Origin of the sequence: Streptomyces sp. NPDC088707, from assembly GCF_044752725.1 — a bacterium.
In the GTDB taxonomy this organism is placed as follows: domain Bacteria; phylum Actinomycetota; class Actinomycetes; order Streptomycetales; family Streptomycetaceae; genus Streptomyces.
Genome location: NZ_JBIVLV010000017.1, coordinates 90536 through 112958 on the forward strand (window position 1 = coordinate 90536; position 22423 = coordinate 112958).

18 protein-coding genes and 1 pseudogene are annotated in these 22423 nt (G+C 72.1%); 1 reads left to right on the forward strand and 18 read right to left on the reverse strand.

The annotated features are described in order from the left end of the window. Window positions 1-101: 101 nt before the first annotated feature. Window positions 102-1208 carry a magnesium and cobalt transport protein CorA gene (locus ACIP84_RS36050; RefSeq protein ID WP_355960215.1) on the forward strand — a complete coding sequence of 369 codons (1107 nt, stop codon included), beginning with the start codon at window positions 102-104 and terminating at the stop codon, window positions 1206-1208. A gap of 5 nt (window positions 1209-1213) precedes the next feature. Here the strand turns inward: ACIP84_RS36050 and ACIP84_RS36055 are convergent. The 18 genes and pseudogenes from ACIP84_RS36055 to ACIP84_RS36140 all read right to left on the reverse strand — a co-directional run. Further along, window positions 1214-1561, reverse strand: a pseudogene (locus tag ACIP84_RS36055) (NUDIX domain-containing protein); the annotation flags it as partial. Between the two features lie 106 nt (window positions 1562-1667). After that, on the reverse strand, window positions 1668-2381 hold the full coding sequence (locus tag ACIP84_RS36060; RefSeq protein ID WP_401804044.1) for an alpha/beta fold hydrolase: 714 nt from the start codon (window positions 2379-2381) through the stop codon (window positions 1668-1670). A 170-nt stretch (window positions 2382-2551) separates the two neighbouring features. Continuing rightward, the gene (locus tag ACIP84_RS36065; protein WP_401804046.1) at window positions 2552-3460 is read right to left on the reverse strand and encodes a helix-turn-helix domain-containing protein; all 909 of its coding nucleotides are present in this window, start codon (window positions 3458-3460) and stop codon (window positions 2552-2554) included. A gap of 42 nt (window positions 3461-3502) precedes the next feature. After that, window positions 3503-4354, reverse strand: a complete 852-nt coding sequence (locus tag ACIP84_RS36070) for an alpha/beta fold hydrolase (RefSeq protein WP_401804048.1) — start codon at window positions 4352-4354, stop codon at window positions 3503-3505. A gap of 137 nt (window positions 4355-4491) precedes the next feature. After that, complete coding sequence (locus ACIP84_RS36075; RefSeq protein WP_401804050.1) at window positions 4492-5739, reverse strand: PucR family transcriptional regulator; 1248 nt, start codon at window positions 5737-5739, stop codon at window positions 4492-4494. A 134-nt stretch (window positions 5740-5873) separates the two neighbouring features. After that, complete coding sequence (locus ACIP84_RS36080) at window positions 5874-8750, reverse strand: helix-turn-helix transcriptional regulator (RefSeq protein ID WP_401804052.1); 2877 nt, start codon at window positions 8748-8750, stop codon at window positions 5874-5876. A 60-nt stretch (window positions 8751-8810) separates the two neighbouring features. After that, window positions 8811-9425 (reverse strand): FMN reductase, encoded by a 615-nt coding sequence (locus ACIP84_RS36085; protein WP_355960202.1) that lies wholly within the window; start codon window positions 9423-9425, stop codon window positions 8811-8813. Next, complete coding sequence (locus tag ACIP84_RS36090) at window positions 9422-10507, reverse strand: LLM class flavin-dependent oxidoreductase (protein ID WP_401804054.1); 1086 nt, start codon at window positions 10505-10507, stop codon at window positions 9422-9424. Before ACIP84_RS36090 ends, ACIP84_RS36085 begins: the two co-directional genes overlap by 4 nt. Window positions 10508-10608: 101 nt before the next feature. Then, a complete protein-coding gene (locus ACIP84_RS36095) occupies window positions 10609-11445 on the reverse strand; it encodes an alpha/beta fold hydrolase (protein ID WP_401804055.1) in 837 nt (278 codons plus the stop codon). Window positions 11446-11579: 134 nt separating this feature from the next. After that, window positions 11580-14348, reverse strand: a complete 2769-nt coding sequence (locus ACIP84_RS36100; RefSeq protein WP_401804057.1) for an AAA family ATPase — start codon at window positions 14346-14348, stop codon at window positions 11580-11582. Further along, window positions 14345-15232: a carbohydrate ABC transporter permease gene (locus ACIP84_RS36105; RefSeq protein WP_401804059.1), complete on the reverse strand. Its 888-nt coding sequence runs from the start codon at window positions 15230-15232 to the stop codon at window positions 14345-14347. The genes ACIP84_RS36100 and ACIP84_RS36105 overlap by 4 nt, the downstream gene beginning before the upstream one ends. Continuing rightward, window positions 15229-16194 (reverse strand): carbohydrate ABC transporter permease, encoded by a 966-nt coding sequence (locus ACIP84_RS36110; protein ID WP_401804061.1) that lies wholly within the window; start codon window positions 16192-16194, stop codon window positions 15229-15231. Before ACIP84_RS36110 ends, ACIP84_RS36105 begins: the two co-directional genes overlap by 4 nt. Further along, window positions 16194-17525 carry an ABC transporter substrate-binding protein gene (locus ACIP84_RS36115; RefSeq protein WP_401804064.1) on the reverse strand — a complete coding sequence of 444 codons (1332 nt, stop codon included), beginning with the start codon at window positions 17523-17525 and terminating at the stop codon, window positions 16194-16196. The genes ACIP84_RS36110 and ACIP84_RS36115 overlap by 1 nt, the downstream gene beginning before the upstream one ends. A gap of 103 nt (window positions 17526-17628) precedes the next feature. Next, window positions 17629-18351, reverse strand: a complete 723-nt coding sequence (locus ACIP84_RS36120) for an alpha/beta fold hydrolase (protein ID WP_401804066.1) — start codon at window positions 18349-18351, stop codon at window positions 17629-17631. Window positions 18352-18491: 140 nt separating this feature from the next. Further along, window positions 18492-18803: a GNAT family N-acetyltransferase gene (locus ACIP84_RS36125; protein ID WP_382834593.1), complete on the reverse strand. Its 312-nt coding sequence runs from the start codon at window positions 18801-18803 to the stop codon at window positions 18492-18494. A 49-nt stretch (window positions 18804-18852) separates the two neighbouring features. Then, window positions 18853-19569: a GPR1/FUN34/YaaH family transporter gene (locus tag ACIP84_RS36130; RefSeq protein ID WP_355960174.1), complete on the reverse strand. Its 717-nt coding sequence runs from the start codon at window positions 19567-19569 to the stop codon at window positions 18853-18855. A gap of 17 nt (window positions 19570-19586) precedes the next feature. Beyond that, on the reverse strand, window positions 19587-21473 hold the full coding sequence (locus ACIP84_RS36135; RefSeq protein WP_401804070.1) for an amidohydrolase: 1887 nt from the start codon (window positions 21471-21473) through the stop codon (window positions 19587-19589). Then, complete coding sequence (locus tag ACIP84_RS36140) at window positions 21470-22423, reverse strand: alpha/beta hydrolase (RefSeq protein ID WP_401804072.1); 954 nt, start codon at window positions 22421-22423, stop codon at window positions 21470-21472. Before ACIP84_RS36140 ends, ACIP84_RS36135 begins: the two co-directional genes overlap by 4 nt.

Sequence of the window (22423 nt, forward strand, 5' to 3'; positions counted from 1 at the left end):
CGGGGACGCCGACGCCGATCCCTCCCCGTTCGCCCGAAAACACCCTCATCGCCCGAAACCAACCCCATATATCCTTCCCGAAGACCCAGGAGGTGCACGAGATGTCCGACCGTCGCCCACGCCAGGCTTGGCGCCGCCCCCAGACGGAGTCGCCCGCGACCGCCGCCCCGGAGGCGCCGGAGGAGCGGCGGAGCGTGGTGCAGGCGAGCCTGTACCGGGACGGTCGCCGCGTCTCGTCCCCGGCCACGCTCGCGGAGACCTTCCGGCAGCTGCGCGAGCACCCGGACGGCATGGCGTGGATCGGTCTCCACCGCCCGACCGAGGAGGAACTCCACTCCCTGGCCGCCGAGTTCGACCTGCACGAACTGGCCGTCGAGGACGCGATGGAGGCGCATCAGCGTCCCAAGCTGGAGAGGTACGGCGAGACGCTCTTCGTTGTCCTCCGGGCGGCCCGCTACCTGGACGCACAGGAGGAGGTCGAGTTCGGCGAGCTCCACATCTTCGTGGGCCCGGACTTCCTGATCACGGTCCGCCACGGCGCCGCACCGGACCTCTCCACGGTCCGCCGCCGCATGGAGAAGGACCCGGAGCTGCTCGCCCTGGGGCCGGAGGCGGTCCTGTACGCGATCCTCGACGCGGTGGTCGACGGCTACGCGCCGGTGGTGGCGGGCGTCCAGAACGACATCGACGAGATCGAGACGGAGGTCTTCGGCGGCGACCCGGCGGTCTCCCGCCGCATCTACGAACTCTCCAGGGAAATGGTCGAGTTCCAGCGCGCGACCCGCCCCCTGGTCGGCATGCTGCACGGCCTGATGGCCGGCTTCGCCAAGTACGGTACGGACGAGGAGCTCCAGCGCTACCTCCGCGACGTGGCGGACCACGTCACCCACACCAGCGAGCGCGTCGACGGCTTCCGCCAGGCACTGACGGACATCCTCACGGTCAACGCGACCCTGGTCACCCAGCAACAGAACGCGGAGATGCGGGCGTTGGCGGAGGCGGGCTTCGAACAGAACGAGGAGATCAAGAAGATCTCCTCGTGGGCGGCGATTCTGTTCGCCCCCACGTTGGTGGGAACGATCTACGGGATGAACTTCGACAACATGCCCGAGCTGCACTGGGCGGGCGGGTATCCGTTCGCGGTAGTGCTGATGGCGGTGGTGTGTACGAGTCTGTACGTGGTGTTCAAGCGGAAGGACTGGCTGTAGCAGATCCTCAGCACGTCGGCGATCTCCTCGGGCTTGAGGTCGATGCCGTCGAGGCCCTCCAGGGTCAGCGGGACCTCCTCCAGCGCGTACTCGCCGCGGCATTCGGCACTGAACTCGGGGCCGGTACGGTCGTCGAAGGACCAGGTCTCGATGCGGGCGAGGTAGAAGAGCTGGCGCTCGTCGTCGGTCTCCATCGTGTGGAGGAGGCGGACGATGTCCGCCTTCCCCGCGATCTCCTCGTGGATCTCCCGGTGGAGGGCGGCCTCCCGGGACTCGTCGCCGGGCTCGACACCGCCGCCCGGCAGGACCCGGTACTCGGGGATGCCGGGCCGGGTGCGGCGGATGACCAGCATCGCGCTTGATCTGGTCCTCCTGGCGCGCACGGTGCCGGGTGGGGAGGGCGTTCCCTGCCCCACACCCTCCGTCCGGCAAGGACCTCAACGTGCGGCAGTGGTCCTGTCAACTCGTCGCCCGTACCGCGTCCCTTATCAGGTCGGCGACCCGTGTGGGCTCGGACAGGACAACGGCGTGGGAGGCGCCCGGAAGTTCGGTGACGACGGCTCCGGCCCGTGCGGCGCCGAAGCGCTGCACCTCGGGACTGATCGTGCGGTCCGCTCCGGCCACCAGGGCCCAGGACGGTTTCGTCCGCCAGGCCGCCGCGGACGCGGGCTCGGTGAAGGCGGCCGTGGCGAGCGGGCGTTGGGCTGCTGCCAGGACGCCGGCGACGTCCTCGGGCACGTCCGCCGCGAAGACGGAGGGAAAGGCCGTCTCCTCGATGGTGACCTCGACCGCCGAGTCGCCGTCGAGGAGCGGGTACGTCCACTCCTTCAGGTGACCCGTCAGCGGGGACTCGGGGAAGATCCCCTGGAGCTGGCCGAGGCTCTCGCCCTCGTGGGGCACGTACGCGGCCACGTATACGAGCCCCACGACGTTCTCCGCGGCGCCGGCCACGGTGATCAGCGCACCGCCGTACGAGTGGCCGACGAGTACGGCCGGGCCGTCGACCTGGGCCAGGACGGAGGCGAGGTAGGCGGCGTCCGACGTGAGGCCCCGCAGCGGGTTCGCCGGAGCGATCACCGCGATACCGCTGCTCCGCAGTTCCGAGATGACGCCTATCCAGCCTGTCGCGTCGGCGAAGGCACCGTGCACGAGGACGACGGTGGGGTTGGTCATGCGAGTTCTCTTCTCGGTGTCGGGCCACGTGCGGGGCGTCGTCACGACGGTCAGGGCGCGGCCCGGAGTGCGGCAAGAGCTCCGTGCGACTGTTACTCACGGTAGAGCCGTGGAAGCGGCTCCTCTGGTACGTGCGCGCAGCCGCGCTGTCATGACGGCGCACGCGCGTCTCAACGCCCTCGCTCGTCCTGGGCGCCGGCAGTCGTCGACGCGAAGGCCGAGGTCGCCAGCGCCTGCCATTCGCTGGGGCTCATGCCGTAGGCCCCGCGGAAGGTGCGGCTGAAGTGCGAGGGGCTGCTGAAGCCCCAGCGGTGTGCCACCGCGGCCATGGTGATCCTCCGGTTGGAACGGAGCAGTTCGAGCCGGCAGAACTCGAGCCTGCGCCGCCGCACCCAGTGGCTCACCGTGCTGCCGTCGTTCTGGAAGAGCTTCTGCAGGTACCGGACGGAGATGTGGTGGGCGCGTGCGATCGACTCCGGCGAGAGGTCCGGGTCCATCAGATGCTCTTCGATGTAGCCGTGGATGCGGGGCAGCATCTCGTTGACGGTCCCGGACGCGTCGTCGGCCTCGTCCGTCGTGTCCGCTTCGAGGAGCTCCATGACCAGGACGGAGAGGAGGTGTACGGCCGTCCGGGCACGCCGGTCCCCGATCGTGGACCGCCGGAACTCCGCCTCGGCGGCGAGCGCGGTCAGGAAGTCGGACGCCAGCGCCCCGATCCCCTCCCCGCCGCGTACGGGTACGCCGAGCACCTGCGTCAGTTCCGGCTCCGTGACGCCCAGATAGCAGCGGGGCACCCGGAAGAAGATCATCTGACAGTCCTCGCCGAACCGCAGCAGGTGCCGTCGGGCCGGGTCGCAGAAGATCAGGTCGTTGGGCTCCAACAGGGTCTTGGCGCGCTCGTGGACGACGGTGACGGGCCCGCGGACATGGACGCCGAGGTAGATGTGGTTCCGGTCCGTCGTCTCCGGCATCTCGGAGAGCATCTGGACCAGCCACCCCGAGCGGACGGGCGGCGGGGCGGGAGCGGGCGCTTGCCGGGGCACCCGTTCGGGCGCACGGGACATCAGTGTGAGGGGCATGGGGAAGTCCTAGCCGTAGGTGTGTGCGGGCGGAGGGCGGATTCACGCCCCGCTCGCCGGCTCCTCGGCCAGGAACTTCTCCACCACGGCGTTGAAGGCCGGCGGGTTCTCCAGGAAGGGGAAGTGCGAGCTCGCCACGTCGGAGGCGAAGACGTGCAGGCGTGCGCCGGGAATCCGCTCGGCGACGAAGCGCTGCGAATCGGGGTGGACATGGCTGCCCTCACAGCCGATCACCAGGGTCGGCACATCGATCCGGGGAAGCACGTCGCGCCAGTCCTGCGCGCAGTGGTCGAACAGCAGCGGTACGCCCGCGTGGGCGGGTGTCGACCGGATCTCCTCGCTGACGAGGGCCAGCACCTCGGGGTCGGGCTCGCCGGAGAACATGCCGCGCACGAAGTCGGCGCGGACCGTGTCGCCCTCCGGCCCCGCAAGGGCCGCACCCAGGTACAGCAGCCCCGACACGTCGAAGATGGCACCGGAGTCCCGCTGTTCCCGCTCCGTCATCCAGGGCACGGCGGCGACCGCCGCGGGCTGGTCGACGGCGACGAAGCGCCGGATGCGTCCCGTCCCGTACTGGTCGATGAAGCTCCACCACACCGAGACGCCCATGGACCAGCCCAGCGCGTCGAAACGGGTCAGCCCGAGATGGTCGACGAGTTCGAGCACATCGCGGGAGAGCCGGGCGATGCGGTAGCCGTGACGCGGCTTGCCGGACTTCCCGTGGCCGCGGAGGTCGACGGTGACGACGCGACGGCCGGGCGCCAGCCCCTCGATCTGGTGGCGGAACATCGCCTGCGTCTGCCCCCAGCCGTGCAGCATCACCAGCGGGACGCCCTCGCCGCCGGTGTCCTGGTACGCGAGCCGTGCACCGTCCGTCGTGATCAGTTCCTTCATGACCTCTCCCCTGGTCAGAGGCGGTACGTCGTTCCCGCCGTCCCGAACATCATCGAATGGGGCCCGCCGCCCGCACCACCGCGAGCTGTAGGAATCGGGCCGTGGATCCTCCTCGCTTTGTCGAAGCGGGTCCGTGGTCAGCCGGCCCCGTCGCCGCCCGGGGCGAGGAGTTCCTCGATCCTGAGGCCGAGGTGCAGAGTGAGCCGGTGGGCGCCGTCGTCGAGGTCGAGTCCGGTGATCTCCTGGATCTGGCGCAGGCGGTAGTAGAGAGAGGTGCGGTGGATTCCCAGCGTGTCCGCGGTCCGGGGAATCGATCCCGCGTGTTCGAGGAAGCAGCGCAGGGTGTCCCGCAGGCGGTCGCCGCCGTGAGCGCCGTTCAGGGTACGGAGCGGCTTCGGGACCAGAGACGCGTTCAGGGCGTGCTCGGGGAGCTGGAGCAGCACGGCGAGTTCCCCGAGCGACTCCCAGTCACCGATGCTCTCCAGGGTGGGCAGTCGGCGTGCCGCGCGGGCCGCCACGAGCGCCTGTTCGTACGACGTCCAGGCGTCGTCCAGGCCGGCGTGCCGGCCACCGACGCCGATCACGGGGTCCGCGGACGGGTCGAGGAAGGTGCGCAGTTCGTCGAGGATGCGAGTGGACTGGGCGGCGATCTCGTCCCGGCCGGGTGGCCGGTCCCGGAGCTGGAGCAGCAGCGCCCGCTCCTTGCCCATCGCGATGAGGCCCTGGGCGGAGCGCGTCTGCCGGAACCCCTCCAACGCCGCCCACAGGGCGGCCTCGGACTGCCGCACGAGCTCCGTCCCGCAGCTCAGCTGGACGACCGTGACCAGGACGTGCTCCGCCGCCCCGAGCAGCCCGAGTTCCTTGCCGTGCCGACGCGCGGTGGTGCGTGCGGCGACGTCGGCGCCGACGAGTGCGAGGGCCAGGTCCCGTTCGTCGGCCTTCCGGGTGTCGGCGGCGATCTGCTCTCCGTACATCTGGGCCGACATGGCGTCCGCGGCGCGGGCGATGGCAGCGGTCTCCTCCTCCCCCAGCGTCTTCTCGGGCACGACCACCAGGAGCAGTCCGAGGAGATGCCCGCGCTCGCGCAGGGGCACGACGTAACGGGGCAGCAGGCCGAGATCGTCACGGCCGTCGATGAATCCGGCTCGGGGCCACCGGGTCACGCCCTGGGCGAGGACGTAGCGGATGGTCGCGTTGTCGGCGCGGCCCTGCAACAGGGTGCCGATGCGGACCGGGTCCTCGTCGCCGAAGTGGCGGCTCGTGCAGACCATGCGGACCAGCGGGTCGTCGACGGCGACGGACCGGCCCAGCCGCTCCGCGAGCTCGTCGACGAGTGCCTGGAGCTCGGGGCTGCCGGGGCGGGCTCGCTGGAGCCTTACGGTCATGCGCTGTTCCTCTCTCGATCAACTGCCTCGCGGATTCTGCATTCCGCGGTTCTTGATCAGTCTGAGGAAACGACGACGTCGGCACATCGCATGAATCGTCCATTGCCACGACGCCCGCGTGGGATACGAAGGGACTACTCTCCGTTGTCACGATGCCGCGCCAGCCGGGTCAGCTCGGCGCGCGAGGTGACGTCCAGCTTGGTGAAGGCCCGGCGCAGGTGCGAGCTCACCGTGTGCGGCGAGAGGGCGAGGTGCTCGGCGGCCTGCCGGTTCGTCAGCCCCCGGGCCACGAGCCGTACCACCCGCAGCTCCGTGGCCGTCAACTCCGGCCAGGAATCGGCGAGTCCGGCCGTCGAGGGCCTGCGGCGGACGCCGGCGGCCCTCAGTCGCCGGCGCACCCGCGCGACGTCCCTTTCGGCGCCCGATCGCGCGTAGAGCGCGAGGGCCGTCTCGAAGTACGGGACCGCTTCCGGCCTGCGGGTGGCTGCCAGCTTCCGTCCGGCGTCCTCCAGTGCCGACGCCCGGGCCAGTACCCGAGGGCAGTCCTCGTACAGCCGGACGGCGCGTACGAGAGGGGCGAGGTCGTTGGCGAGGAGCCCCCGGGCGTGCGCGGCGGTGGCGGCGAGGAACGGGAGGTCGGGATTGAGCACGGCTCGCTTCTCGGCCAGGGCGACCGCCTGCGCGGCCCGTTCGTGGGCGCCGGCGCGCAGCGCCATGCGGACGAGCACCGGGGCGTCGGCCGGGTCGATCAGGCCGGCGTAGGCGGGCCGGTCGGCGGCGGGCGACGTCATCACCGCGTCGAGTTCGGCCATGGCGCGGTCGGGCCGGCCTTCGTAGTCGGCCATCAGCGCCAGCATCCAGGCGCCGAAGTGCCGGACGACGGGTGCGCCGTCGCTCCGCATGCGCCTCGCCTCCGCCGCGTACGCCTCCGCGGTCTGCCGGTCGCCGGTGTGGAGGGCGACGCGCAGCATCACGTACCGGAGCGTGACGTCGGCGAGGTTGCCCGGGCCGGGATCGTCGGTCGCCGGAGCCGCGGCTTCTGCGTCGGCGCGGGCGTCCGACAGCCGTCCGGTCTCCAGAAGGATGCGGGTGCGGGTCATGAGCCACATGCGGGTGGCGGCCGTCCGACCCTGCTCCCTGGTGATCCGGATGCCCTCCTCCGCGACGGCGAGCGCCTCCGCGGTGCGTCCGGTGGTGTTCGACAGGAGCGCGTGCCACAGGGCCTCCGGCAGCCACAGCGAGGTGCTGACGCCCAGGGCGTCGGCCAGCGCGGCGGACCGCTCGGCCTGCCGGAACGACTCGGCCAGCTCCATGCGGTGGAAGCTCACGGCCGAGCGGACCGTCGTCAGCGTGGCCTCGGCGGTGCGGTCCCCCGCTGCCGCCGCGGTCTCCCACGCCTCCGCGGCGACCTGCTCGGCCGCCGCGTGTTCGCCCGACATCGACAGGCCGACGGCGAGCATGGCGAGCGATCGTCCCCTGACGGTCTGGGAGACCCCGGGCAGTGCCGCCCCGGCGCGGGCCTGCCGGACCGCCTCGGAGAAGTCGAACTGTACGGCGAGGCGTGCCAGGGCGAGGCGTATCAGCGCCTCGTCCTCGGGTCCGAGACCGCCGGCCGCCAGGGCGGAGGCTCCCAGTTCACGCGCCTGGGCGGCCCGGCCCGTCTGCCAGAGCAGCGGGATCGTCTCGGCGACGACCCGTGGCCGCTCCGGAGCGTCCGCCGGGGTGAGTTCCAGGGCTTCGAGGCTGCGTTCCGCGGCGGGTCCGGGAGCGGTGGCCGCGAGTTCCGCCGCGTCGGTGCGCAGCCGGTCGGCCTCCGCCGCGTCTGCCGGTCCCGCTCTCCCGGCCTCCGCCGCATCCGCCGACGCTCTCCCGGCCGACGGCCCGGAACGCTCGACGGGGGAGGCCGCGCTCCCCGGCGGCAGCTCGGCGGCGTGACCACGCAGTGCCTGACGCAGGGGCAGGGGCAGACCGGCTTCCACCGCCTCGCGGATCAGGTCGTGGCGGAAGGCGAGGCGATCACCGCTCTCGGCGAGCAGATCGGCGTCGAGGGATTCCCGCACGGCTGTGATGAGCGCCGCCGAGGACCTGCCGAGCAGTTCGGCGAGCAGCGCGACGGTGACCGTGCCGCCCACGGCGGCCGCCGTCTGCACCAGCTCCCGGGCCTCGTCGGACAGCTGGTCGAGGCGGCGCACGACAGAGGGGAGTTCCCGTGGGGCGGGGGGTCCTTCCGACAGTCGGGCCGTGCCGTTCTCGATCGTCACCGCCTCCTCGCGCAGCGAGCCGAGCAGCTCGACCAGCAGCTGGGGCACCCCCTCGGCGCGGTCGGCGAGACGGAGGACGTCCGGATCGGGAGGGGCGCCCAGGACGTCCTCGGTGATCCGTGCGATCGCCCGGTCCCCCAGCGCTCCGAGGACCAGCCCGTGTGCGCCCGCCTGACGGATCCTGTCCAGGGTGGTGCGCACTCCGGACGGCACGCTGCCGGCGCGTACGGCGACCAGCCACAGGATCGGGTGCGGCGAGAGTCCCGCCGCGAGGGTGTGGAAGGTGAGAAGGGTCAGGTCGTCGCACCACTGGAGGTCGTCGAGGACGACGAGCAGGGGTCCGTTCCGAGCCGCCTCCCGCAGGCGGTCCCCCAGCTCCTGGAGCAGCCAGAACCGCTGGCCGGGTGTGGCGGCGAGGTCCCGGAGGCGTTGGGCGCCCGACAGCGGTTCCGCGCCGGAGAGTACGCCTTCGAGGAGCGGGCCGAGGGGTACGAACTGTTCGTCGGGGTCCGCCGCTCCCTCGAACACCCGCATCCCGCGCCGCCGCCCGGCCGCCGCGGCCTCGGCGAGGATCCTGGACCTGCCGATGCCGGCGGGGCCCTCGACGCGGACGATCCCGCCTTCGCCCCGGCCGAGCGCGTCGAGCCGCTCCTCGATGAACGCCAGTTCGGCGTCCCTGCCCCGGAGGGGGGTCCGCGCGTCGTCGAGCCCCTCGGGAGCGGTCCTTGTCGTCACTCGGTTCACGCTCATACGGCGGAACAGTATGAACCATGTGAACCGTCCCGCCGTCGCCCGGCCCAGGGGCCCGGGTCAGTCGAAGCGCAGGTCGGCGAGTTGCCGTTCGAGGACGGTGACGTCGTCCTCGGGCTCTTCACCGGCCGGGCGCGCCGCCATGAGCGCGGCGAGCTCGAAGCCCGCCCGGCGGACGCGGCCGGGCAGACCGTCGGTGTACTCGTCTCCCCCCGAGCCCCAGTCCTCGGAGGCCGCGAACACGGCGGTGGGAACGACGACGGCGCGGAGATAGGCGAAGAGCGGGCGCACGGCGTGCTCAAGGACCAGGGAGTGGCGGGCGGTACCGCCCGTCGCCGCGATCAGGACCGGCTTCCCGGAGAGGGCGTCCGGATCGATCACGTCGAAGAAGGACTTGAAGAGACCGCTGTAGGACGCCGCGAACACGGGAGTGACGACGATCAGGCCGTCGGCCGCCGTCACCGCGTCGATCGCGGCGCTCAGTCGCGGCGGCGGGAAGCCGGTCACGAGGTGGTTGGCGATGTCGCCGGCCAGTTCCCGCAGCTCCACGACCTCGGCCGACGGCGCCTGCCCCCGGGCGGCGAGTTCGTCGCGGGCCGCCTCGGCCAGCCGGTCCGCGAGCAGGCGGGTGGAGGAGGGGGTGCTCAGCCCCGCGGAGACGACGATCAGCTTCATGCGGCGGACACCTCCCGGGCGGCTCGAAGGGAGGCGTGCGTGGGGGCCTCCGGCACGTCGGCCGGACGTCCCTTGGCGCATTCCCGCCGCAGCACGGGCACGACCTCCTCGCCGAGGATGTCGAGCTGTTCCAGGACGGTCTTCAGGGGCAGGCCGGCGTGGTCCATCAGGAACAGCTGGCGCTGGTAGTCGCCGACGCTCTCGCGGAAGGACAGGGTGCGCTCGATGACCTGCTGGGGAGAGCCCACCGTCAGCGGGGTCTGCTCGGTGAATTCCTCCAGGGACGGGCCGTGGCCGTATACGGGAGCGTTGTCGAAGTAGGGGCGGAACTCCCGTACGGCGTCCTGGGAGCTCTTGCGCATGAAGACCTGTCCGCCCAGGCCGACGACGGCGTCCTCCGGCCGGCCGTGGCCGTGGTGCGCGAACCGGCGCCGGTAGAGCCGCACCATGCGCCTGGTGTGGTCGGCCGGCCAGAAGATGTTGTTGTGGAAGAAGCCGTCGCCGTAGAAGGCGGCCTGCTCGGCGATCTCGGGGGACCTGATGGAGCCGTGCCAGACGAAGGGCGGGACGCCGTCCAGGGGCCGGGGTGTCGAGGTGAAGGCCTGGAGCGGTGTCCGGAACGAGCCCTCCCAGTCGACGACGTCCTCGCGCCACAGCCGGCGCAGCAGCGCGTAGTTCTCCTTGGCGAGGTTGAGGCCCTGGCGGATGTCCTGTCCGAACCACGGGTAGACCGGGCCGGTGTTGCCGCGGCCCAGCATGAGGTCGACCCGGCCGTCGGCCAGGTGCTGGAGCATCGCGTAGTCCTCGGCGATCTTCACCGGGTCGTTGGTGGTGATCAGCGTCGTGGACGTGGACAGGATCAGCTTCTCGGTGCGGGCGGCGATGTAGCCGAGCATGGTGGTCGGCGACGACGGGACGAACGGCGGGTTGTGGTGCTCGCCTGTCGCGAAGACGTCCAGGCCGACCTCCTCGGCCTTGAGCGCGATGGCGACCATCGCCTTGATGCGCTCGCGTTCGGTCGGAGTACGGCCGTCGGTGGGGTCGGGGGTCACGTCTCCGACGGTGAAGATGCCGAACTGCATGGGGTGTCTGCTCTCCTGAGCTCGGCCGGTTCCCGCGCCGGGAACCGGGGGCGGGGGACGCCGGGGGCTCCGGCGTCCCCCGGCGGGTCGACGGTGCGGCGTCACTTCGCCAGGAAGGCGAGGAGGGCGGCGTTGACCTCCTCCGCGTGGGTCCACAGCAGTCCGTGCGGGGCGCCCTCGATCTCGACGTAGTCGGCCGACGGAAGCGCCTTGTGGAAGGGGCGCGCGGTGTTCTCGGCGGGCAGGATGCGGTCGGCGGTGCCGTGCAGGATCAGGGCGGGCACGTCGACGGCCGGGATGTCGGCGCGGAAGTCGGTGTACCAGGTCGACGGCGCGGCGGACGCGGCGAAGGAGCCGCCGCCGGCCGCGGTGTTCCAGCTGTTGCGGACGGCCTCCTCGCTGATGCGGGTGCCCAGGTTCTCGTCGAGGTTGTAGAAGTCGTTGAAGAAGGCGGTGTAGTAGGCGTAGCGGTCGGCCTTGACGGCGGCGACGACGCCGTCGAAGAACTCCTTCGGGGCGGCACCGTCCGGGTTGTCGTCGGTCTTGAGCAGGCAGGGCTCCAGGGAGGCCAGGAAGGCGACCTTGGCGACGCGGGCGGAGCCGTACGCGGACACGTAGCGGGCGACCTCGCCGGTGCCCATGGAGAAGCCCACGAGGACGGCGTCGTTCAGGTCGAGGGTCTCCATCACGGTGTTCAGGTCGGCCGCGAAGGTGTCGTAGTCGTAGCCGGTCGTCGGCTGCGAGGACCGTCCGAACCCGCGGCGGTCGTACGTGATCACACGGTGGCCGGCGTCCAGCAGCGCGGCGGTCTGCCGCTCCCAGGAGTGGCCGTCGAGCGGGAAGCCGTGGATGAGGACGACCGGCTGCCCGGCGCCCTGGTCCTCGAAGTACAGCTCGACGGGGTTGGTGTTCTCCTGGCCCACGGTGATGTACGGCATGGGGATGCTTCCTCGATTCGGGTCGGCTGGTCCGCGCGTCGAAGCGGCGCGGTATGCCCGTCACGCTAGGTCCGGTCCCGCGCCCCCTGTTGCCGTCCCGCGCACCACACCTTGCACGGGGGCGCAGAGGTCACTCAGCCGCCGGTGGTCGTTCCCGCGTCTCCCTCCGCAAGCACGATCCGGGCCAGGTGGACCCTCGATCGCACCGAGAGCTTGCGGAAGATCGACGCCAGATGGGTGTTGACCGTGTGCGGGGAGACGACGAGGGCCGCCGCGGCCGACCGGTTGGTGTGACCGGCGGCGATCAGCCGGGCCACCTTGCGTTCCGAGGCCGTGAGCGCTCCCCAGCCCTGGCCGGGGCGCGGCCGGGGGCCTCCGGTGCGTCGGCCGGAGCGGCTTGTGGCCCGTTCCAGATCGGCCCGCACCCGGTCCGCCTCGGCGTCGGCCCCGGCCTGGGCGTAGATGTCGTACGCCCTGGTCAGGGCGGTCGTCGCGGCGGCGTCGCCTGAGGTCAGCAGCGCGCGCCCGAGGTCGGCGGATGCGGCGGCGAGGGGCAGCGGCCGGGGGCCGGTGAGGAGGATGCGGACCGCCCGCTCCAGGAGTCCGTGGTCGGCGTTCACCAGGGCGGCCGTGTGGGCGGCCGTGCCCCGGGCGGTCGGCACGGTGGGGTTGCGGGTGGCGTGTGCGGCGGCCTGGGCCGCGAGGTCCTCGGCCAGCTTCCGGTCCCCGCCGCGCAGGGCGATCCGCACGGCCTGGACGACATGAGGACGCAGGAGGCGCCACCGGAGGAGGGGATGGTCGCGCTGCGCGGACCGGAGGAGTTCGGCCGCTGCCGCGTGGTCGCCGTCGGCGTCGGCGACGACGGCCTCGAAGTACCGGTGCGCGGCGTGGTTGCCCCTGTTCGGCCGGTCGGCCACGGTCGCCCTCACGACGTCCAGGTGTTCCCGCGATGCTTCGCGGTCGCCGCGCAGCATGGCGAGGAGACCGCGGTTGACGCGGATGTTGGCCAGGTTGTTGGGCACGTTGAGGTCCGCTTCGAGCCGCTCGACGGTGACGAAGTCGGCGTCCGCGTCGTCGAGCCGGCCGAGCCCCATGTCCAGGGTTCCCTGGGCCCAGATCAGCATCGCGAGGCGCGGGGGAACGTCGCCCGCCGTCCGGAGCAGCCGCCGTACGGTGTCGAAGTCGTCCATGTGGATCCGGGCGATGGCCTCCTCGGGAAGGAAGGCGGAGTCGAACGCGGACAGAGCCGTGTGGTAGTCGACGGCGGCGGCGCAGTCGCCGGCGTTGAGGGCGATCTCGCCGAGGCCCCACAGCGCGAGGACTCGGGCCTCCCCGTCACCGGTCCGCTCCGCCTCCGCGAGCGCCCGTTCGCCCGTCTCGCGAGCGGCCCCGAGGTCGCTGCCGCGGGACCGGGCCAGGGCCTGCCGGGCGGTCAGCCGGGCCCGGATCACCGGGTCGGTGACGGCTGCCAGCGCCGCCGTCGAGCGGCGGGTCAGCTCGTGGACGTCGTCGAGGTGCCACAGCGTGTCGCCGAGTACGGATTGCAGGCGGGCGAAGACGTCCAGGGGCGGCTGGCGGGCGAGCAACGCGTCGCCGGTGTCCCGTGCCTGCGTGTAGCGGCCCGCGCGGGTCAGCGCGACGATGGCCCGTTCTCCCACGTCGTACGCCAGGGGCGCACGGGGCGGTACGAGTTCCAGGGCGCGTACGGCCAGGTCGGCGGCGAGGTCGGGCATCACGGCGCTCACGTCCGTGGCGGCCGTGCCGAGGAGTCCGATCGCCTCCATGTCGCCGGGTTCGGCGCTCTTCAGCAGATGCGGGACCGCGTCGGTGGAGCTCCGGCCCGCCGCGACGAGCCGGCTCGCGGCCTCACGGTGGAGCGCCCGGCGTACGGAGGGGGCGAGATCGGCGTACACCGCCTGGCGGAGCAGGTCGTGGCGGAACAGGAGCCGTTCCCCGTCGTCGTGGAGGAGTGCGGCGGCGATCGCCTCGTCCACTTCGGCGCTGAGTCCGGAGGCGGGCCGGCCGCACAGGGCGGCGGCGTCCGCGAGCGAGAACGCGCGGCCGAGGACCGAGCCGATCCGGAGGAAGTGGAGGGTGTCCGGCCGTAGGTCGGCCAGCCGGTCGCGTACACCGAGGACCAGCCGCTCCGGCGGCTCCGGCGCGTCCGCGCCCGACGCCGCGATGCCCGTGAGCATCTCGGCCGCGAGGAAGGGGTTGCCGCCCGCCCCGTCGAGGAGCTCTTCGACCCGCGCGGGCACGTCCCCGCCCAGGACGTCCCGTGCCAGCTCGGCCAGGGCCGTGTCGGACAGCGGCCGGAGGGGGAGGGTCGTCGTCCGCGGGCCCTGCCCGTACAGCTCGGGGTCGTTCCTGCCCGTGAGCAGCCAGAGGACCGGGGAGCTGAGCAGCCGTGCCGGCATGACACTCAGGGCGAACCGGCTCAGCGGATCGGCCCATTGGACGTCGTCGACCGCGATCAGTACGGGCGTGTCCGCCGAGCGTTCCTCGATCAGCTGGGCCAGCCGTTCGACGAGCCAGATGCGCTGGTCGTGGTGGCCCGCGAGGTCTGCGAAGTCCGTGCTGGACAGCAGCGGCGGGTCACCGTGCAGGAGGCCGGAGGCCAGTGAGGCGAGCGGTGCCAGCTCGTGCAGTTCCTCGGCGCGTCCATGGCTGACGACGAACCCGTGGGCCCGCGCGATCGAGACGGTCTCCCGCAGCAGTACGGTCTTCCCGATCCCGGGCTCGCCGAGGAGCAGCGCGATCGCTCCTCCCTCGCCGTCGCGCACCGCCTCGACCAGGGCGCGCAGCCGCTCCAGCTCGGCTTCGCGGCCCCGCAGCCCGGGCCGGCTGGGCGCCGCGCTCCCGGGCACCGCCCTGTCTTCTCCCTCGTTCCGGTCGGGGCTCATCCCTTGACCGATCCGGCCAGCAGGCCCCGTGCGAAGTGCCGCCGGAGGGCGATGAAGACGAGCAGGGGGACGAACGCCGCCACGAACGCTCCTGCGGTGAGCCGCTGCCACTCGTTGCCGTACGTCCCGGCCATGCTCGCGAGTCGGACCGTCATCGGCGCGGTCTCGGCCGTTCCGCCCGACAGCGTCAGGGCCACGAGGAGGTCGTTCCACACCCAGAGGAACTGGATGACGGCGAAGGTGACCAGGGCCGGGCGGGCCAGGGGCAGCACGATCCGGAGCAGCAGCGTCCCGTGCGACGCGCCGTCGACGCGGGCGGCCTCGATCAGGTCCCGGGGCAGCCCCGCCAGGAAGTTGTGCAGGAGGAACACCGCGAACGGCAGCGCGAAGACCGTGTGGGCGAACCAGACCTGGCCGAAACGCGCGGGACCGGTGAGGTTCCACGCGGGCAGGAACAGCCAGCCCTGGGAGAACAGCTTCAGGAGGGGGACGAGCGCCATCTGGAGCGGCACGACCTGGAGCGCGAAGATGCCGACGAGGAGCGCGTTCCGCCCCCTGAAGTCGATCCACGCCAGGGCGTACGCCGCGAGGAACGCCAGCACGAGCGGGAACAGCACCGAGGGAAGGGTGATGACGACGGAGTTGACGAAGTACTCCGCGAGCCGCCCCGAACCGTTCCCGCCGCCGGACAGCACCTCGCCGTAGTTGTCGAGCGTGAGACGCGGCGTACCGAACACGGTCCACCAGCCCGTCGTCTTGATCTCCTCCTCGGGACGGAACGAGGAGAGCAGCAGACCGAGGGTCGGTGTCGTCCAGAGGACCGCGATCACCACGGCGATCGACGTGCAGGCGCGGGAGGCCAGACGCTCCCGGAGTCCGCTCACCCCGCCCTCCGCTGTGCCCGGACCTGGTGGGCGACGAAGGGCGTGACGAGGACGAAGAGGAGCACGGCGAGCGCCGCGCCGCGGCCCGTCTCGCCGTAGCGGAAGGCCTGGTCGTACATCTCGTGGGCGATGACGCCCGTGTCGAACTGTCCTCCGGTCATGGTCTTGACGATGTCGAAGGCCTTGAAGGTGCCGATCGCCTGGGCGAGGACGACGACGGACAGCGTGGGCCTGATCGACGGCATGATGATCCGCCAGAAGATCTGCCGGGGGGACGCGCCGTCGAGTCGGGCCGCCTCGCTCAGCTCGCCGGGAACGGCACTCATCGCGCCCGCCAGCAGAAGGGCCGCGAGGCCCGCCTGGGTCCACACCATCACCACGATGAGGAACAGCACGTTCCAGGGGGAGTCCACGAGCCATTGCCTCGGTTCGCCGCCGAACGCGACGACGAGCCGGTTCAGCAGGCCGATCTGCCCGGACTCCGGGGGACGGTAGGCGTAGACGAACTTCCAGACGACGCCGGCGCCGACGAAGGAGATCGCCATCGGCATCAGGACGAGGGACAGCGCGAACGCCCTGAACCGCGACCGTACGACGGCCGCCGCGTAGAGCAGACCGACCGCGGTCGCCAGCAACGGCACGAGCACCACCCACGCAAGGGTGTTGCGCAGCGCCACCAGCGCCCGGGGGTCGGTGACCATCCACACGTAGTTGTCGAAGCCGGCCCACGCGTCTCCCCCGCTGTCGGTGAACGACAGGACCAGGGTGCGCAGACCGGGCAGGAGGAGACCGATCGTGAGCAGCAGCAGCGCGGGGGCCAGCAGGAGGAGGGCCGCGGCCCTTCTCCGAACCGGCCCGCGGTGCAGCGCCAGCAGGATCAGGCAGACCACCGCCGCGAAGGCGGCGACGCCCTGGAGCAGGCACAGCAGCTTGGGCTGCTGGGCGACGGCGTCGAACGACATCAGCGGCTCGGCCAGGACCGTTCGACGGAGTCGGCGACCTGACGGGTGCTCGCGCCGCCGATCCAGTCGACGGCTCCCTTCCAGAACGTCCCGGCGCCGACCGACGCGGGCATCAGGTCCGAACCGTCGAACCTGAACCGTGTCCTGGGGTCCTGGAGCAGCCGGATCGAGAGCCTGTCGACCGGGGTGGCGGCGTTCGCCGGATCCACGCCCCTGTTCGCCGAGACGAACGGGCCTTTCCTCATCCGCGCGTTCGCGAAGTCCGCGGAGGCCAGATACTCCTGGAAGGCCCGCACTTCGGGACGGTCGGCGAACGCCGCGGTGAACACCCCTCCGCCCAGTACGGGGCGGCTGGCCGGGTCGTCCCCCGGCAGGAGGAAGGCGTAGACGTCCTTGTCCGGTCCGATCTCCGTGCCCTTCGGCCACATGCCGGCGTAGAACGAGGCCTGGCGGTGCATCGCGCAGTCGCCGGAGAGAACCGGCGTGCCGGCCTCCTGGAAGGAGATCGACGCCATGGACCGGGCCGGGCCGAAGCCCCCGTTGGCGTACCGGTCGTTCTTGAGGACGGACCCGACGGTGTCCATGGCCTTGATCACCCGCGGGTCGTCGAACGGGATCTCATGGGCGACCCACTGGTCGTAGACGTGCGTGCCCTGCTGGCGCAGCAGGACGTCCTCGATCCAGTCCGTCACGGGCCAGCCGGTCGCCTCGGCGGACTCGACGCCCGCGCACCACGGTTTGACGCCCGACGCCGCGACCTTCTCCGTCACGGCCATCAGCTCGGACCACGTACGGGGAACGCTCAGTCCCCGGTCGCGGAAGAACCGCGGGGAGTACCAGACGAACGACTTCACGTTCGCGACGAGCGGCGTGCCGTAGAGGGTGCCGTCGACGGTCGCGTAGCTGTTCCAGTCGGCCGACCAGCCCTGCTTCGCGAGGGCCAGGACCCCGGCGCTCGCGGGCTTGAGCCTCCCGGCTCGCGCGAAGCGTTCCAGGAGGCCGGGCTGGGGGAAGAACGCCACGTCGGGCGCGTTCCCGCCGTCGACCCGGACCTGGATCTGCGCCTCGAACTCCCCGTCCCCCTCGTACTGGACGTCGATTCCCGTGCAGCCCGCGAAGTCCGCCCAGGTCTCCTCGAAGAGGTCGGCCTCCCGGTCCCGGTTCTCCGCGTAGACGGTGACCTTGGTGCCGGGGTGCTTGCCGTACCTGGCGTACGGCCCACAGTCCGCGGCGGTGTGCGACTGCGGACCGCCGTCCTGCGGAACACCGCAGGCGGTGACAAGGGCGGCGAGGGCGATGACGGCAAGCGCGAGCCTCGCGCCGAACCTCATGGGTGTAGCTCCTCCGATCGCCCGCCGAAGTGTTCTCGGGGGCGGTCAGAAGCTATCAGCGCTCGAAGAGAATCGACTAATCGTTCGATCTTGGACGATCGGGTCAGTGTGCGGTGGACCGGACCGCGTCCTGGATCAGCTCCGCCACGGCCTTGGGCTGGGCGAGCATGACCAGGTGGGAGGAGTCGACCTCGACGGTGGTCATGCCGGCGCGCTCGTAGCCGTAGCGCTCCACGTCGGGGTTGATCGTGCGGTCGGAGGTGGCGACCAGGCCCCACGAGGGCTTGGTCTTCCAGGCCGCGACCGGCGCCGCCTCCGAGAAGGCCCGTGCGGCCAGGGGGCGCTGGGAGACGGCGAGCACCGCGGCGAGGTCGGGGTCGACGTCCGCGGCGAAGAGGGCGGGGAACCTCTCGATCTCCACCGAGACGTCGGTGCCGGTCTCGGAGCCGGCCACGGGGAAGGGTGTGTAGACGAGCGCGTCGGCGAGGCCGGAGTCGGGGAAGCGGCCCTGCAGCTCGCCGAGGCTCTCACCCTCCTCCAGGGCGTATCCGGCCAGGTAGACCAGCGCGCGGACGTTGTCCTCCGTGCCGGCGAGGGTGATGACGGCTCCGCCGTAGGAGTGCCCGACCAGGATCACGGGGCCTTCGACGGCGCGGATCACCGAGGCGATGTACGCGGCGTCGTCGACGAGGCTGCGGTTGGGCACCGCCGGGGCCACCACTTCCATGCCGGCGGCGGTCAGTTCGGGGATGACGCGGGCGAAGCTGGAGGCGTCGGCGAAGGCGCCGTGGACCAGGACGACGGTGGGGCGGGCGTGTCGGGGCATGGGGAACTCCTCGGTACGTGAGTGGGGATGGGGCCGGGCCGGGGACGGGACTGGGGCTGGGGAAGGGGCCGGGCCGGGGACGGGACTGGGACTGGGGCCGGGGACGGGGCCGGGGCCGGGGTAGATGGACGCGCGGTGCGTCACAGGCCGAAGCGGGCGCGCCTCGCCTCGGGCACCAGGTCGGTGTACTCGGGGTGCTTGCCGATCCAGCCCCGGATGAAGGGGCAGTACGGCAGGACGCGCAGCCCACGGGCCCGGGCGTCGTCGAGTGCTCCCCGGGCGAGGAGACCGCCCAGGCCCTGGCCGGCGAACCGGCTGTCGATCTCGGTGTGGATGAAGGCGATCTCACCCTCCGAGAGGTGGTACTCGGCGAAGCCGGCGGTATCGGTGCCGTCGCCGGCGAGGATCTCGTACCGGGACTTCTCGGGCCGGTCTGTCACCTGCGGTTCCATGGGTGCTCCTGTGTGGTCGTGGTGTGCCGGGACGGGACGGGGGGGGCGGTCAGAGCGTGCGACGCACGCCCGCCTGGCGTTCCAGGTTGCGGAGCTGGACGGCCAGGTCGCCCTCCACGGCCAGGTGGGCGGGGCCGCTGCGGCCGATGGGCAGGACCTGCTCGCTGCGCATGTCCTCCAGCATCAGGGCGAACGCCGTGTACATCGCGACGAGCGCCACCAGGAGGCCGAGCGCCCCGGACGTGCGGGTGAGCCATTCGGCGCCGGTGATGCCGCCGAGGCCGGTGGCCGCCCAGCGGGGCAGGGAGACCGCGAGGACGAACCACAGGGCGCGCTTGGGCCGGGTCACGGCGGTCATCAGCGCCCCGAAGCAGAGGAGCGCCAGATTGAAGACGCCGAGGACCTGAAGGCCGTCGGCCGCGCCGCTGAGCATGATGAGCGCGTAGGGCAGCCAGCTGCCGGCGAACACCGCCATCAGCGTCGCCGCGATCACGTCACGGGCGCCGAAGGCCAGGATGCTCACGAGGAGTTGGAGGACGAAGGCCGGAAGCACGGTGAAGGCGACGGCGCTGCGGGCCGTCTCGTCGAAGAGCCCGAGCTGGAGGCAGCCGGTCATCACGGAGGCGATGGCTATCGTGAAGAAGCCGAGCGGCATGGGTGAGGCGATGGGGCGCAGGTTGATCCGGGTCATCGACCGGAGGTCCGGCTCGAAACGGCGTCCCGGGGGTGAGTCGGGGACCTCGTCGGCGGCGGGGGAGGCTGTCATCGTGTGGGGTCTCTCGTTCAGTGATCGAAGCAGGGATCGACGAAGGACGGCGTCGTGTCCGGGACGGAGCCGCGGGCGACGCGCCACCGGCGGTGCTGCTCGGACTCCGCCGCGGCCTCGGCCACGAGCGAGGCCTGGCGGGCGCCGCTCTGGTAGCCGCCGAAGTGGGCCACCGGGCTCCATTCCGGGCTGACCGGCGGGACGGCCTCGTCGAGGCCCTCGTACTCCTCGCTCGCCCAGACGATCCGGCCGCCGACGACCGTGAGCACGGACTCGATGTCGGGGATGACGTCCTCGGGCACGGTGAGGAAGTCGTCGGACAGGACCGCGAGGTCGCCGTACCACCCCTCCCGCAGGCTTCCCTTGACGTCCTGTTCGCCCGTGAGCCGGGCGCCGCCGCGGGTGTAGAGGCCGAGGGCCGTCTCGCGGTCGATCGGGTTCCCGGCGGGGTGGAGCGCGGTGCCGCCGACGGTCCTGCCGGTGACCAGCCAGTGGAGCGCGACCCAGGGGTTGTACGAGGAGACGCGGGTGGCGTCGGTCCCGGCGGCGACGGTCAGGCCCCGGTCGAGCATGGCCCGCACCGGCGGGGCGTGCGCGGCGGCCTCGGCGCCGTAGCGGTCGCGGAAGGCGGTGCCCTGGAAGGACATGCGGTTCTGGACGGACAGGGCGCCGCCGAGGGCCGCGATCCGGTCCAGGCTGTCGGCCGACACGGTCTCCGCGTGGTCGAAGAGCCAGCGGTTGCCGCCGGGGAAGAGTCCTTCCGCCGCGAGCTTCTCGAAGACGGCCAGGTCGCGGCGGATCGTCTCGTCGTAGGTGGCGTGCAGCCGGAAGCCCCAGCCGTTCTCCAGGAGCAGCCGGACGGCCTGCTCGAACTCTCCCTCGTACCCCGCGGCGAGCTCCGGACGGGGTTCGGAGAAGTTCTCGAAGTCGGCGGCCGCCCAGGTCAGGTTCTCGCCCGCGCCGTTCAGCCGGAGCCATTCGTCCCCGTCCCCGGGCTTGATCATCTCGGTCCAGCGCCTCAGGTCGGCGAGCTCCTGACCGGCCGTCTGCGGGAACAGGTGGTAGGCGATCCGCAGGGACAGCTCCCCCGCCCCGGCGAGGTCGGTGACCGTGGCGTAGTTGTCGGGGAAGTTCTGGAAGCCGCCGGCGGCGTCGACCGCCGAGGTCAGTCCGAAGCGGTTCAGCTCGCGCAGGAAGTGACGGGTCGAGGTCCGCTTGCCGGCCTCGTCGAGGGCCGGCGCCTTGGCCAGGGTCGAGTACAGGACGAGCGCGCTCGGCGCCGCGAGGAGCACCCCGTTGGGCTCGCCGTCCCTGCCCCGTACGATCTGTCCGCCGCGCGGATCGGGGGTGTCGCGGGTGAACCCGGCGGCCCGTACGGCGGCCCGGTTCATCAGCGCCGACTGGTAGAGGTGCAGGACGAAGACCGGGGTGTCGGGCGCGGCGGCGTTCAGCTCGGCGACGGTCGGCATCCTGCGCTCGGCGAACTGCTCGGCGGTCCAGCCGCCGACGACCCGGATCCACTGCCCCTTCGGCGTGCGCCCGGCCTGCTCGCGGAGCATGGCCAGGGCGCGGCGGAGGCTGCGCACGCCGTCCCAGCGCAGCTCCAGCACGTAGTTCAGGCCGCCCCGGATGACGTGGAGGTGCGAGTCGTTGAGGCCGGGGACGACCCGCCGGCCCAGCGCGTCGACGACCCTCGTGCCCGGTCCCACGAGGTGAGCGAGGTCGTGGTCGTCGCCGAGGGCCGCGACCCGGCCGTCGCGGATCGCGACGGCACGGGCCTCGGGGCGGGCGGGGTCGCCGGTGAACACCTTCGCGTTGCGGACGAGGAGGTCGGCCTGCGCGGGCTCCCGCCGCGGGGCGGGCACGAGGCCCGCCACCGGCATGCTCGTCGAGGGCCGGGTCATGCCAGTGCCTTGCGGAGGGTGTCGACGGCGAGACCGATGGCGAGTTCCGCGCCCCGCGTCTCACGCAGCGCGTTCAGCATGACGAAGTCGTGGATGACGCCCTGGACACGCAGGGCGGTGACGGGGACACCGGCGGCGCGGAGCTTCGCCGCGTACGCCTCGCCCTCGTCGCGCAGGACGTCGGCCTCGGCGGTGACGACCAGGGCGGGCGGCAGGCCGGTGAGCTGTGCGGTGGTGGCGCGCAGCGGGGAGGCGGTGATCTGGGCGCGCTCGGCCTCCTCGGTCGTGTACTGGTCCCAGAACCACTTCATGGCGTCGCGGCGCAGGAAGTAGCCCTCCGCGAACTGGTGATACGAGTCGGTGTCGAAGGCCGCGTCGGTGACCGGGTAGAAGAGGACCTGGTGGACGAGGTTGACGTCGCCGCGCTGCTTGGCCATCAGGGTGAGGGCGGCGGTCATGTTGCCGCCGACGGAGTCGCCCGCGACGGCGATCCGGGTGCCGTCGAGCTCCTTGTGGTGGCCCTCACGGGCGATCCACTGGGCGACGCCGTAGTTCTGCTCGATGGCGACGGGGTAGCGGGCCTCGGGCGAGAGGTCGTACTCGGGGAAGACCACGGCCGCCCCCGTGCCGACGGCGAGTTCGCGGACGAGCCGGTCGTGCGTGTGGGCGTTGCCGAAGACCCAGCCGGCGCCGTGGATGTAGAGGATGACGGGGAGCGGGCCGGTCGCGCCTCGGGGGCGGACGATCCGGGCGCGGACGTCGCCGGCGGGACCGCCGTGGACGGTGACCCGTTCCTCGTCGACGGCGGGCAGGGGGACGCCCTCACCGCTCTGGACGTCGTCCACGGCCTTGCGGCCGTCGGCGACGGGGATCTGGTAGAGGTACGGCGGCTCGGCGGTGGCGTCGGCGAAGGCCTGGGCAGCGGGTTCGAGGACCGGACGGTTCTTCAT